Source organism: Pseudomonas sp. MH10, assembly GCF_034353045.1.
GTDB lineage: Bacteria > Pseudomonadota > Gammaproteobacteria > Pseudomonadales > Pseudomonadaceae > Aquipseudomonas.
Genome location: NZ_CP133783.1, coordinates 1,681,160 through 1,693,247 on the forward strand (window position 1 = coordinate 1,681,160; position 12,088 = coordinate 1,693,247).

14 protein-coding genes are annotated in these 12,088 nt (G+C 53.6%); 6 read left to right on the forward strand and 8 right to left on the reverse strand.

What is annotated here, in order from left to right:
* Positions 1 to 240 precede the first annotated feature (240 nt).
* From RHM59_RS07525 to RHM59_RS07545, 5 genes are all read left to right on the forward strand, one after another.
* Positions 241 to 1,593, forward strand: coding sequence for an OprD family outer membrane porin (locus tag RHM59_RS07525; protein WP_322286315.1), 1,353 nt, complete (start codon positions 241 to 243; stop codon positions 1,591 to 1,593).
* Between the two features lie 211 nt (positions 1,594 to 1,804).
* Entirely contained in the window at positions 1,805 to 2,509 is a 705-nt protein-coding gene (locus RHM59_RS07530; RefSeq protein ID WP_322168792.1) for a YoaK family protein, read from the forward strand.
* A gap of 57 nt (positions 2,510 to 2,566) precedes the next feature.
* Complete coding sequence (locus RHM59_RS07535) at positions 2,567 to 2,911, forward strand: DUF6388 family protein (RefSeq protein WP_322168789.1); 345 nt, start codon at positions 2,567 to 2,569, stop codon at positions 2,909 to 2,911.
* Between the two features lie 76 nt (positions 2,912 to 2,987).
* On the forward strand, positions 2,988 to 3,338 hold the full coding sequence (locus RHM59_RS07540) for a hypothetical protein (protein WP_322286316.1): 351 nt from the start codon (positions 2,988 to 2,990) through the stop codon (positions 3,336 to 3,338).
* Positions 3,339 to 3,383: 45 nt separating this feature from the next.
* Positions 3,384 to 4,172, forward strand: a complete 789-nt coding sequence (locus RHM59_RS07545; protein WP_322286317.1) for an SDR family oxidoreductase — start codon at positions 3,384 to 3,386, stop codon at positions 4,170 to 4,172.
* Positions 4,173 to 4,226: 54 nt separating this feature from the next.
* On the opposite strand, the gene RHM59_RS07550 is transcribed toward RHM59_RS07545, so the two are convergent.
* The 6 genes from RHM59_RS07550 to RHM59_RS07575 form a co-directional block, all read right to left on the reverse strand.
* Positions 4,227 to 4,553 (reverse strand): hypothetical protein, encoded by a 327-nt coding sequence (locus tag RHM59_RS07550; protein WP_322286318.1) that lies wholly within the window; start codon positions 4,551 to 4,553, stop codon positions 4,227 to 4,229.
* An 81-nt stretch (positions 4,554 to 4,634) separates the two neighbouring features.
* Positions 4,635 to 5,519 carry a manganese catalase family protein gene (locus RHM59_RS07555; protein ID WP_322286319.1) on the reverse strand — a complete coding sequence of 295 codons (885 nt, stop codon included), beginning with the start codon at positions 5,517 to 5,519 and terminating at the stop codon, positions 4,635 to 4,637.
* A 191-nt stretch (positions 5,520 to 5,710) separates the two neighbouring features.
* Positions 5,711 to 5,887: a hypothetical protein gene (locus tag RHM59_RS07560; protein WP_322168774.1), complete on the reverse strand. Its 177-nt coding sequence runs from the start codon at positions 5,885 to 5,887 to the stop codon at positions 5,711 to 5,713.
* A 58-nt stretch (positions 5,888 to 5,945) separates the two neighbouring features.
* A complete protein-coding gene (locus tag RHM59_RS07565) occupies positions 5,946 to 7,172 on the reverse strand; it encodes an acyltransferase (protein WP_322286320.1) in 1,227 nt (408 codons plus the stop codon).
* Between the two features lie 292 nt (positions 7,173 to 7,464).
* Entirely contained in the window at positions 7,465 to 8,286 is an 822-nt protein-coding gene (locus RHM59_RS07570; protein WP_322168769.1) for an MBL fold metallo-hydrolase, read from the reverse strand.
* Positions 8,287 to 8,348: 62 nt separating this feature from the next.
* On the reverse strand, positions 8,349 to 9,428 hold the full coding sequence (locus tag RHM59_RS07575; RefSeq protein WP_322168767.1) for an SDR family oxidoreductase: 1,080 nt from the start codon (positions 9,426 to 9,428) through the stop codon (positions 8,349 to 8,351).
* A 73-nt stretch (positions 9,429 to 9,501) separates the two neighbouring features.
* On the opposite strand from RHM59_RS07575, the gene RHM59_RS07580 reads away from it, so the two are divergent.
* Complete coding sequence (locus tag RHM59_RS07580; protein WP_322168764.1) at positions 9,502 to 9,891, forward strand: MerR family transcriptional regulator; 390 nt, start codon at positions 9,502 to 9,504, stop codon at positions 9,889 to 9,891.
* Positions 9,892 to 10,461: 570 nt separating this feature from the next.
* Here RHM59_RS07580 and tnpA read toward each other — a convergent pair.
* Together tnpA and blaOXA are read right to left on the reverse strand one after the other, a co-directional pair.
* Positions 10,462 to 10,821, reverse strand: a complete 360-nt coding sequence (tnpA, locus tag RHM59_RS07585; protein ID WP_322168761.1) for an IS66-like element accessory protein TnpA — start codon at positions 10,819 to 10,821, stop codon at positions 10,462 to 10,464.
* A 149-nt stretch (positions 10,822 to 10,970) separates the two neighbouring features.
* Entirely contained in the window at positions 10,971 to 11,750 is a 780-nt protein-coding gene (gene blaOXA / locus RHM59_RS07590; protein ID WP_322286321.1) for a class D beta-lactamase, read from the reverse strand.
* Positions 11,751 to 12,088 lie beyond the last annotated feature (338 nt).

The following is a 12,088-nucleotide window of genomic DNA, read 5'->3' on the forward strand; positions in this document are numbered from 1 at the left end:
GGCGCCGGTAGGTGCGCGCAATTACGCCTCGATCACCTGCAAGTCAAATGAATAACACCTAACTAAAGTTTCATGTTTGTTCGGGACGTGCGTCATTGAACTGTCATACGGATAACTTTTACTGAGCCCAATTACTGACCGCTCAGATTCAATGTAGTTCGGTTAATGAACGTATTCGATCTGAATACCCGACCGTTACGCTCAGCGGCAGATTGAATATCCCTGTATACGAGACCCATGATGATCAAGAAAATAACCAGGCCAGTAGTCGGCGTTTTACTGGGCGGCGTGATGCTATCTGCGCATGCAGATTTTATTGACGACAGCCACGCCGACTTGACACTGCTTAACCGCTACCTTAATCAAGAGGGCCGTGATGTAGTAGGCAGTACGGCCAAGGCCAAGAGCTACCGCGATTGGGGGCAAGGTTTCCAGTTCAACTTCAAATCTGGCTACACCGAAGGCGCAGTTGGATTCGGTCTCGACCTGGAAGCATTTTATGGGGTGAAACTTGATTCGGGCGGCGACTTAAACAATAAAGACCATCAAAGTAATTACCCCGGCAGTATGTTTCCGTTGGAAGACGGTAAGTCAGCCAATGACTTCAGCGTCTTGAGCCCGACCTTTAAAATGCGCTTTCTCAAAGATGAACTGCGCGTCGGCATGCTCAACCAGAACAACCCGATGCTGGCCAACACCGATGGTCGGTTGTATCACCAGACCAACACCGGCACGCAACTGGTATCCAAGGACCTGTCGGACTTCACCTTCACCGGTGGTGACATCATTCTGACGAAGATCCGTAACGAGACTAACGACAGCGACATGACCACCGGGGGCGGTGCGAAACTCAGCAACCGCTTCCTTTACGGCGGCGCGGATTACGCGGGTATAGCCAACACCACGATTAGCCTGTGGTATTCCAATTTAGAGGATTACTACCAACAGGCGTTCATCGGTGCCAAACACACCGACAAATTGCCGGTCGGCAGCCTGCTCAGCGACTTCCGTGCCTACCGCAGCTTAGGCGTCGGCGGCAACGCTGACGGCGACACTGATTACGCCACTGCCGGTTCCTACAACGGCGGCTTGAGCAAAGGCCGGATCAACCAGTCGACCTTCAGTCTGATGGAAAGCTACAGCCTGATGGGTCATACCATCGGCATCGGCGCGCAAAAGAACACCGGAAACAGTGACTTTCCGTACCTGGATTCAGGCTTGAACAGCGGCGATGCCCGCCAAGGGCCTGGGGCTGGCGCCGATACACCGGCACTGACCAACCTCCAGTTGAATAAATTCCAACATGCGGGCGAGCAAACCTGGCTTGCCCAGTACAAATATGATTTCGGCCGGTTGGGGATCAACGGCTTGGGCTTCGCCGCGACCTACGGGTATGGCGATCAGATAAAGGTTGCCAAGGGCGGCAACAGCGAGTGGGAACGTGACTTGGCATTAAGTTACCTGGTCCCAGAGGGCAAGCTGAAAGGACTGGGCGTAACTTGGAAAAACGCGATGGCCAACCCCAGCATGATCGGTCAGACCCACCAGGATGAAAACCGCTTCTACGTCAGTTATGTAGTGCCTTTGTGGTAGGCGTTCGCCTGACCTGACTCAAGCGTAACGACGTCAAAAGCCAGCCCCACGCAAGATGTGGGCTGGCTTTTTTTTGAATTGCAATAAGTACCTCTTTAGAGATTCGTCGAATTCAAATTCCGTGGCCGTTACCCCATACTCAGGAGCGCGAAAAGGCTTAATTGTTCGCCGCCAGGAAAACCCACGGACCTGCACCCATGAAAACCTGCTGATGCTGCCTTCCCCAGTCAAACCCCACGTTCATCCGGCGCTTCTGCACGCGCAGAAGTGGCGCGGTCGCATTGGCCTCGTGCTGGTCGCCTGCCTGTCGATATTGGCGGGCATGACTGACGCCATCGGTTTCATGGCCTCGGGGGATTTCGTCTCGTTCATGAGCGGCAACACCACGCGGCTGGCGGTGGCCATCAGTAACGGCGATCTTGGCCTGACACTACGTCTGACGTTGCTGGTTGCGACCTTTATTGCCAGCAACACGCTGGGCATCGTCGTCAGCCGGATGACTGGTCGGCGCACGCTTCCCCTGCTGCTGTGTATTGCGGCGTTGCTGTGCGCGTCTGCCGCGTGGCCATTTGATAACCAGCTTCCGGCGTTGTTGGGTGCCATCACGGCCATGGGCATGCTCAACGCTGCCGTCGAAGAGGTAAACGGGTTCCCGGTCGGGCTGACCTATGTTACCGGTGCGCTGTCCCGATTTGGTCGAGGTCTGGGCCGTTGGCTGCTGGGCGAACGAAGAAATGGCTGGCGGGTTCAGTTGATTCCCTGGACCGGTATGTTCGTCGGCGCAGTGATCGGTGCTTTGCTTGAACAGCACTTAGGTCTGAAGGCTTTATTTGCCAGCGGCGCGCTTTCTGCCATTCTTGGGGTTGCCTCGTTAAAAATCCCTCGTCGCTGGCAGCTGGCGTACATGCCTAAATAACGGCATTGGCAGTCACGCCGCACGCGCCCGAATAAACGCTCTTAGAAAGCAGACACCATGATCCCAGCCGAACAGCGTCACCAGACCGCGCTAGAAACCTTCCTCAATGAGCGCCCTGCCCTTCGCGAAGAACTCGATCATCTGAACCCCTTAGCTGCACAGGCCAAGGGCGAAACCATGGCGCAGTACCGCGACGAGCGCCTGCATGAAGCCTTTGAAGCGCAAGCCGAACGGTTGGGCTTTTTTGCCTGGGAACTGACACTGAAACTGACGGCCACGTCTGATGAAGAATTCCAGGCGCAACGCCTTGAAGTACACAAGGAAGTCGCTGAGATGGCCGGCATGACCTGGGCCGACTACTGCAAGGAACACGGGATTGACGACGGCATCGTTCGGGGTTGAAGGCCAGACAACCACCGCAAACCCGCCCTTCACCGGCAAGTGTTACAGTCGGCACTTTTCAAAATAAGGAAAGACCATGCGGATGTTGATTGGCGCCCTAACCCTGGTATTACTGGCAGGCTGTGTGTCGCCGAGCATGGACAGCGCCCGAACCACAACGCCGGCCAAGACCTTTACTTCTGAGAAGAAAGAAGACCTTGTTGCCCAATGCATTCAATTTGCCTGGCAGGACGAGTTAATGTTCGGCGTTGAAGCCGACGCGTACTTGAAGCCGGGCACTAAAGGCGGCTTCACGGTCTATACCCGTAGCGCCGAGTATTTCGTTGACGTGCAGAGCGCCGCCTCTGGTACGACGGTTAATTACTTTGTAGCTAAAGGCGATGCACTGGCCGAGCGTCGATTGGCCTCGCTGGCGACCTGCCTGTAATCCTTCCGGTCGGCTGAGCCGTCCTTCTGAACGAGGGTGAATGTTATGGATTTAAATTTACGAAATAAATCTGCACTGGTGTCCGGTTCAACCAAAGGCATTGGCTTCGCCATCGTTTCTGGATTGGCCCGTGAAGGTGCCAGCGTCATTCTCAACGGTCGCTCTCAAGCTTCAGTGGACGAGGCGCTGGGCAGACTACGTGAGCGGGATCCCAATGCGGACGCCAAAGGGTTTGCGGGTGATCTGTCTGACCCGCAACAGATCAAGCGGTTGCTTGAGCAATTCCCGGAAGTCGACATTCTGGTCAACAACCTCGGGATTTTTGATCCAAAACCGTTTGAAGACATTTGCGACGAAGAATGGGAGCGGTTCTTCAACACCAACGTGATGTCCGGCGTACGCCTGTCGCGGGCCTATCTGCCGAAGATGAAAGCCAAAAACTGGGGCCGCGTGGTCTTTATCAGCAGCGAAAGCGGGGTGCAGATCCCGGTGGAGATGATTCACTACGGCGTCACCAAAACCGCTCAACTCGGTTTGTCCCGTGGTTTGGCGGAAAGCTGTGCTGGCACGGGCGTTACCGTAAATGCCGTGTTGCCTGGCCCTACCAGTTCAGAAGGCGTCAGCGAGTTCGTGAACAAACTGTCGGGGGGCCAACCGTTCGCCGAGTTCGAAAAAGAATTCTTTGAAAAAGCACGCCCCACCTCCCTTCTCAAGCGTTTCACCACGCCGGAAGAGGTCGCCAACATGGTGATCTATGTGTGCTCGCAAGCGTCGTCAGCCACCAATGGCGCGGCGTTACGAGTCGACGGTGGCGTGGTCAAATCGGCGTTTTAAGCACCGGCGACGGCGGTACGATCACCGTAACGAGGGCGTCCTTAAGACGCCCATTTACACGTCGTCTTCACTCAGTTTTTTGGGTGAGGGAAGTTCACTGAGTATTCCTGCGAGATCGTGCCACGGATGCTGGCGTTTTTCGTCGCTAAAACTGCAGCTAAGGTCGTGCTTAAACGGCTCGTCTGCCAGCCAGATGTTTTGCAACCGCTGACAATCGGTGCATTGCAAATGATCGAAAACCACTGCCCAACGTTGGCGCCACGTCATCATGTTGCGGCTTAGCTCAAGCCCCTGACTCAGGTGCGTTTCAACCCAGACGGTTGGCTCTGTTTGTATCGCCGTAAAGTGTATTTCTGCGCCGTCGCTTATTTCACTGCCCATTGAAAGCTCCTTTTCCCCGAAGGACATCCAACGTTAACAAAAGGCTCAGAGAGCAAGCCCGTAGAAGGGCTTGCACACGGCTTATTCGCTTTCGAACTCAACAGCGGCGCCCATACCCAAATCAGCGCCCGTCATGGGGTCGCTGCTCAGGTCAGACGCGGTACGCAACTTCATCGCTTCAACCGCATCCATTTCGGCATCACTGACATTACCTGATGCCGATCCGTCGCCACCGTCGACCGCCGGTTGCGGGTTTTCAACAAACTCCCACTCTGGGCCTTCGTTCCAGGGCCCGCGCAGGGCTTGGCCCTGAGACATTTTGAAGTAGACGTTGGCAAATGCTGGATCGCCCGGAAGCTTGCCTTGGGGGAAGTTGGGTTGTATCGAGTGCAGGGCTTTTTCAAACGACAACTGGTGGGCGATTTCCCGTGTCATCAAAAACGTGAGGGTATCTTTGATACCGGCATCGTCGGTTACGTTGATCAAACGCTCATACAGAATTTTTGCCCGGGCTTCTGCTGCAATATTTGACCGGAGGTCGGCCGTAGGCTCACCGACGGTATCGATATAAGCGCCAGACCAAGGCACGCCTGCGGAATTTACGAAGGCCGGACCGCCACCGTAGAGAATTTGAGTGACATGGGAATCGTTGCCTGGACCCGTCAACGAACGGTAGAGCGTGGCTTCTTCATCGGCGCCTTCTGCCAACATCCCTTTGGCGCCTTTGTTGAGCATCATCACTAGCGAGCCAATGATTTCAAGGTGACTGAGTTCTTCGGTGGCAATGTCGAAAAACATATCCTTGCGAGCCGGATCGTCTTCGCCAACCGCTTGTGAAAAGTAGCGGCATGCGGCCGCGAGTTCACCTTGTGGACCGCCAAACTGTTCAAGAAGAAGGTTAGCCAATCCGGGATTAGGTTCTGCTACACGAACCGTATATTGCAGGCGCTTATTGTGCATAAACATGTGGTTTTCCTCACTTTCTAGTAGGCCATCGCGGCTAAACACGAGAGTCATGGTCAGACGACTCATAGAAAGTGACGAAAAAAAATACACAGCCGTTCCGGTCCATTCGATGAGCGGTGCACCCCTCAAACGCTAGCGCCCAGATGACAACCAATTAGATATCTATCATCAACAAATACATTCAAATGAATTCATTTAGAGGTCACCACACGCTCCAGGTCAATAAGCGATGAAGTGCTATCGGCTTTGATGGAGGCCGGCGCGTGCGCAGGCTCGATTGAAACGATAAAGCCGGTTGCCCACCACATGGCAACAAGCCACACAAAACCGATAACCAGAAACAGGACCAGTAATCGTTTTACGTTCATGAGCCTCACTCGGTTGAGCTCTCACTGCGAGCGACGATCAATTTAGGTACAACTTAGTTCAATTTCGTTCGGTCCGCTGAATATCACCGGGGTCAGACGCGGGCTGCGATTGTGCCAAAGGCTGTCGGTAAGACCGAAGCCAGGCGGTGACGCGTTCGGTCTTGTGCATGGCGGGCTGTTCGACCCATTTAAAGGTGGCGGCGCACAGTGTTATCAGCACGGGTGTGATCGCCACGATCAACGACCAATAAACAAAGGGCGACAACATTTTTACTGAGTCAATGCCGATGACGAAGGTCATCGTGGAAAACAACACAAGCCCATGCAACAGATAGATGCTGTAGGCCATTTCCCCTAGCGTTCGCGACACTTTGCTGGTCAGCACGCCAAACAGGTTGTTGCCGCAAGCGATGAGGCAAAACGCGACGATGAGCAGAAACAGAGGGACCGTCATATTTGATCGTCCCGTATTCAACGTCACAACTAGCACCAGACACATCAGCACTAACAAGGACGCGCGTTTGCAGGTGGCAAATGCCTTGAAGCGCTCCACTCGAATGATCAGCGCCGCCGCAAGTCCTCCGGCGAAGGGATATACCATCAGTACCCGCAGGTGCAGCAGTTTCATAACCGCGTACAAAACAACGGCAATCACAACATAGCGCCACACCGGCTGCCGACCAACACCCAGCGCCAGCAGTGGCAATGCCAAATAGAACAGCCACTCGTACGGAAGCGACCACACGACACCCGCGACAATCAGCGACGTGTTCGCCACGCCGTTGAGATCCGGCTCACCTAAAGCGGAGAAGCTAAGCCACTGAACGACGCCTTTAAGGAGTGGTAATAGCGGCTCCCGGAGGGTCCAGTTCGACAGGTAAAACACGACAATAAACAGCAGCACCATTACCAGCAGGTACAGCGGCGCCAGCCTCAATACTCTGGAGACATAAAGCCGGCCCCAATCTACAGGCTTGGTCTTAGCGTCCAGTAATTTAGAAAAGAATAGAAAACCGGTGATCATAAAGAACAGAAAGACGCTGGTTTGTCCGAAGTTCGTGTACAGGTTTGACGGAGGCAAATCCCAGCTATGGGATTGCGCGTAAAAGTACCAAATACACGAATGGTGCAAGAACACGAAAAACGCCAAATAACCCCGCAGACCATCGATTGACGCATATCGACCTCGGACAGGGGTGACGCCAATCCATTTTGCCAGTAGGCCGGCTGTTGCCAATGCGACGCACACCGCTACTATTGCTGGGAGGAAACTGACCGGACTCATGGGACATCCCCTATTATTTGAATTTTCGCGCATTGTTACATAGTCGCGCGCACGGAGATAAGTCAAATAAGACCCGTTTTATTGGTCAAAATCCATTAAACACATCGTTTTCAAGTCCTCTCATCACCCCTCGCAACTACTCCAAGTGTTTGGATTTCAACCCCACGCTCCACTTAAAACAATGAGATTCCTCATTATTTTTAAACTGCATTACCCTCAACCCCCCCGGAGCAACGTATGCGTCCGGCAAAGTCATCTATCGAAGCCTTTTTGAACCCGAATGCCAACTATTTCAGCAGAGCGGGCCATTTTCGAGGTACCTACTTCCGCTCCTTACGGTTCGGAAATTCAATACCTCACCGTCAAATGGGATGAGCAATCGCTTAGCGACATTCGCGCGCTCTGCCGCCATTGCTAGCTCTTCGCGGGACACCGGACAATGATTAAGGGCCTCCAAATGGTTTGCAATGACCCTGCCAGCAACCGACCGTGTGTACTCGATGACTTCTTCAACCCCCATGATTATCTCGCTACCGACATCCAGACACGCACCTCCGGCAGGAACCACCGAAACCGCAGGCTGATGGAGAGCCACAAACCGTCGAACCTGGTCGGTGAGTACCGTATCGCCGGCCAGGTATAGGGTGGGCTCTCCCTCTATCTCGATGAAATACCCGACACCATGTTCCATGAGTCGACCGACAAGCCCCCGCCCATGGGTGCATGTAACAGTTCTGATCTTGCCGCCGAGAAATGGCTGCGGACAGTGATGATTGTCTGGCAATGATGCGACGTTCAATCCGCGCCGGATCAAGTACCTGGCATCATGCGGCGTACAGATCACTGGGATTTGTTTCTCACGCAACCATTTTATTGCTGCCCGATCCAGATGATCGAAGTGGCCTTTCTGGCAGTGCGTTATCAAACAGTGCGTGATCGACTCGAGCAGCAACTTTGTAGTCGCTGGTAACGGCACCGTTGGATTGCGCTGCCTATTGCTGAAGACCTTTAGAGAGGGATATGCACCCCGCTTTCCCAGCATAGGATCGACAATGACTCGACAAGGGCCGATCTCAAGCACGATTGTTGCACTTCTAAGTTGATGAATCCGCATTACTAACCTCTGGAAAGTCCATTTAATCGGGGCTAAGGGCTTTGTCGCCGGCTGGGAAGAAGTCAGCGAGCCTTGCCTTTGGCTATGCAATATGAGTTGACGAACGTTGCAGTGTGCTGCAAAGACTGACGTATATCCGGTTTGGCTATTCCATGGCTGTTGGCAAATTGCTCGACCGCCGCTGTATCAAAACGAGTGGTCTGGATAAAGTCCAAGGCTTCGGCGTTTGTATTCAAAAACCGCGCGACGGGAGGAATACTCAGTAGCAACTTCAGCAATCGGAGCGAAATGAAATGCTTGGGAGGCTTTAAGCCAACGGGTTGTGCCACCTGTACCAGGAGTTCTCGCAAGTTGGGCGTTTGGTCATCAAGCGCCAGCAGTTCCTGGCCCACCATGGCAGGATCAAAAGCACAAACCGCCACCAGCTCAACCAGGTAATCCACGGTGACCAACGGCAACCAGTGCTCGGCGGTACCGGGCACTGCAGTCAGCTTTCCCTGCACAAGGTTGCGTATCAGCTCCACCAGCGGTTGACCGTCAAGGATATGCCCCGTGCGGCTGTGGCCACAAACCGTCGCGGGGTGGACAACGGTAATCTCCCCGCCCTTGGCCGACATGACCTCCAGGGTTGCAAAATGCGCCTCCAGCTTGCTCCCCTCGTAACCACCGACATGCCCGTAGACGGCAGGCCAATTGGTCTGCTCCGGATAACGAGGATCAATTCCGATGCGTTGCAGATGTTCATGATTTTTCAGCATGTAGCCGCCGATCATCACTAACCGGCTTTTTTGTTCAGCCGCCAACAGCGCCACGCGCTTTGCCCCTTCTACATTCACCGCACGTGAATGCTCCGATGAAAGCCCCCAAGCGAAGTGGACGCCCAGGTGGAATACGACTCTGGCGTGCCTTAGCACTTCTCTGTCAGCAAGGCTCAGCCCGAGGTTGTCCCGCTCCAGATCGCCAGCTACGGCAAATACCCGGGTTGCGTTCCCTCCCAAATCGTCGACTTGCTCCCGCAGTGCAGCTAGTCGCTCTGGGCGACGCATCAACACCCTAATGGTGTGACCTTTTGCACTCAGGTGCGCCACCAAATGTTGACCGATGAAGCCGGTACCCCCCGTGACAAAGCACTCGACGCGCATTTCCCTGCTCCTTGGTAAGGTGAGAAATCAAGCGTAAACTGTCGACCCAACTCTATAGTCAAGCGGTGTTTTCATGAAAATCGGCGAACTTGAGGCCCGCAGCGGCGCCAGCCGCCATACGCTGCGTTACTACGAGCAAATCGGCCTGATCTCACCGCTGCGGCGACCTAACAACTATCGCGTTTACACCGCGCAAACCCTGCAGGATCTGGACTTTATCCAGCGCGCGCAAAGCATGGGGTTTTCCCTGGGGGAAATAGGCGAGATTCTGGATGCGCAGCGGAACAAGCTGATCGATTGTGCTGACGGCGCTAAGCTAATTGAAAAGAAGATGGTAGAAATCAGACAGAAAATCGCCAATTTCCAAAGCATTTATCGGTATTTGGATGAAGAGCGTGCAAACCTCGAAGCCAGTGCTGCCAAGCAACTTGAGCTTCAGCAGCTGAACAACTCTTCCAACTGAACTGTCAGCCAGCCTGCTTACAGCTTCTGCCGGTCAAATCACGAGGACCGCACCCCTCGGGTAAGCGTCTGTCCAACTCAACTTGCGTAAGTCAGGAAGGCACCCACTGATGCGGCAGCAACTCGTAAATCTCACTCGCACACTGCGTCGACAAGCGCTTGAGAACGTCCTGCCCGGCGAGCAAACTAGATGCGCTCTTCCCGCTCCGTTCTCGCCAACTTCTTTTCCCTATTGGTGGGCCACTTGAACTTGTCGTAACGCTTTCGCATGACACGCGCAGGGGCGTGCACCGAATTTTCGGAACCGATTAATGCTGCATTAGTGAGGAATCGACTGGAGCCACCATCCCGATAAGTTGGTCAAGCTTCCAGCCGAGATCTCCGTTCTCGTCTAAGTAGATGAATAATTTCGTCATAGAAAGCTGAGTAAGGAAGTGGGCGGTGCAATCCCTAGGGCCGACGCTCTTCCAGAGCGCTTACGATACAAATCATGCTTCGCGGTTTGCCTAGGATTTACTTGCACCGGATGAGAAGGGTATGAATCCATGGTCACATGTCAACAAGTTGTTGATTAATTCGCTTGGGTTGTGCTGGGTGCACATTTTTTATAAAAAACGCTAGCTGCTTGGTGCGCCGAATTTAGCAGGGCTGGCCAACCTACTTTGACGGTGCCACGCGGGTGCGGGATTTCGAGACAGATGGTCGCTGAAGTGATATCTGATCGTGAGGCTGACGACTGTAATGCCAGCGGAATGAAGGCCGGTTGCACGGCAACACTTGTCTGCGATTGCAGTCGAATCCATTTATGGACGAGGTTTGCGTTGATGCTGTGGCTGAGTGCGACGCTGGCAATCGAAGCGCCGGGCTGGGCGCACTCTAGAATGACCTGAATCTTGAAGGATTTGGAGTAAGAACGACGTGGTGGCTGCATGCGATACCCGCTTAAAAGGCTAGAACTGGTGTTCACTTAAATTTAGGTGGACACCATCGCCTTTGGCATCGGGATCAGAAAGGTGTGTTGGCCGGACCATACCGAACGCTCATCCTTCTCCTTGATGTAATGCACCAGTAAAATCTCCCCTAATGAGCCAAAGTGGACAGTGTGCTAATGAACCTATCCCTGACTCTTAATCCGGTTGGGACTCTGTTTGGCTTCTCATCTTGCTCCAGTTGAACGAACGCTAACGTTCGACTCCCTTTGGTTGCATATCCTACAAACCAACCGTACCCGCGAGACTCATCGCTTACGCCGCTTGTGTCACAGGGATAAGTGGTACCTGTCTTACCGTGGATCTCCCATCCATCAGGATGAGTTTCAAGGAGCGATATGCGGGAGGTCAAGATGAAGGCTTTCTCACTCACAGGCAATTCTCGCCTAGCGATTTTCTCTTGAAAGTGGAGCTGTTCGATGGGGGAGATTTTTAACGAGGAGCTGATCCAAGCCCTATCAAGTCCATTTGACGCCCCAGGATCACCGGAAAGATCGGCATTACCGAATCCGAACAATCTAGCGTAATGCTCGACTTGGGCAATCCCCAATGCATGGGTTACTCGCTGCGAGTACCAAACTACCGAGTATTTTATCCAGCGTTCAGGATCGGTGGGTTGAAGCCAGTTAGGGCCTACCCAATCAGGATCTCCCGGCTTATAGGTCAGCGCAGGGCTGTGTCGATCATGAAGAAAACCAGAATCAAACCCCATTAGGCTAAGCGCCAGTTTGAATGTGGAGGCAGGTGACAATCGGGCCGAGCACTCACCACGCTGATAAAGGATGGCGGACATATTCACATCGCTGATCAGAGTACAAATATGGCCCGCCTCTACACCACCCACCATCCCAACCCAAAGACTAACCACCATGCCCAGCCTCCGTACTGCCATACAGTTGAATCCTTGAGATCTAGTAAGCCATAGAGACTACATTCATGAACTTCCACATGGCAAACGGATGCGGATGTCGCTCCTCTCGCACATTGCATACAGCCCCGAGCTGGAATTAGATAGGTGTGTCCGCCGTCCGCTTACTGAGTAATTGCATGGACTTGACCACCCATTTGCATTCGACTTGACCAGTGCACATGAGCTCCATGACTGGCTAGACTCGACCTAAAGCAAACGGTGGCGCCAGGCAAAAATCGGCCGATTGTGTTGAAAAAGTCGGTCCGGCCAGATTGCCCATGCATCAAGCGGTGAAAATG

Bases quoted from the DNA above. Each gene is read 5' to 3' on its own strand.
- RHM59_RS07525 (WP_322286315.1), top strand. From the start codon at position 241: ATGATCAAGAAAATAACCAGGCCAGTAGTCGGCGTTTTACTGGGCGGC.
- RHM59_RS07530 (WP_322168792.1), top strand. From the start codon at position 1,805: ATGCTGCCTTCCCCAGTCAAACCCCACGTTCATCCGGCGCTTCTGCAC.
- RHM59_RS07535 (WP_322168789.1), top strand. From the start codon at position 2,567: ATGATCCCAGCCGAACAGCGTCACCAGACCGCGCTAGAAACCTTCCTC.
- RHM59_RS07540 (WP_322286316.1), top strand. From the start codon at position 2,988: ATGCGGATGTTGATTGGCGCCCTAACCCTGGTATTACTGGCAGGCTGT.
- RHM59_RS07545 (WP_322286317.1), top strand. From the start codon at position 3,384: ATGGATTTAAATTTACGAAATAAATCTGCACTGGTGTCCGGTTCAACC.
- RHM59_RS07550 (WP_322286318.1), bottom strand. From the start codon at position 4,553: ATGGGCAGTGAAATAAGCGACGGCGCAGAAATACACTTTACGGCGATA.
- RHM59_RS07555 (WP_322286319.1), bottom strand. From the start codon at position 5,519: ATGTTTATGCACAATAAGCGCCTGCAATATACGGTTCGTGTAGCAGAA.
- RHM59_RS07560 (WP_322168774.1), bottom strand. From the start codon at position 5,887: ATGAACGTAAAACGATTACTGGTCCTGTTTCTGGTTATCGGTTTTGTG.
- RHM59_RS07565 (WP_322286320.1), bottom strand. From the start codon at position 7,172: ATGAGTCCGGTCAGTTTCCTCCCAGCAATAGTAGCGGTGTGCGTCGCA.
- RHM59_RS07570 (WP_322168769.1), bottom strand. From the start codon at position 8,286: ATGCGGATTCATCAACTTAGAAGTGCAACAATCGTGCTTGAGATCGGC.
- RHM59_RS07575 (WP_322168767.1), bottom strand. From the start codon at position 9,428: ATGCGCGTCGAGTGCTTTGTCACGGGGGGTACCGGCTTCATCGGTCAA.
- RHM59_RS07580 (WP_322168764.1), top strand. From the start codon at position 9,502: ATGAAAATCGGCGAACTTGAGGCCCGCAGCGGCGCCAGCCGCCATACG.
- tnpA (WP_322168761.1), bottom strand. From the start codon at position 10,821: ATGCAGCCACCACGTCGTTCTTACTCCAAATCCTTCAAGATTCAGGTC.
- blaOXA (WP_322286321.1), bottom strand. From the start codon at position 11,750: ATGGTGGTTAGTCTTTGGGTTGGGATGGTGGGTGGTGTAGAGGCGGGC.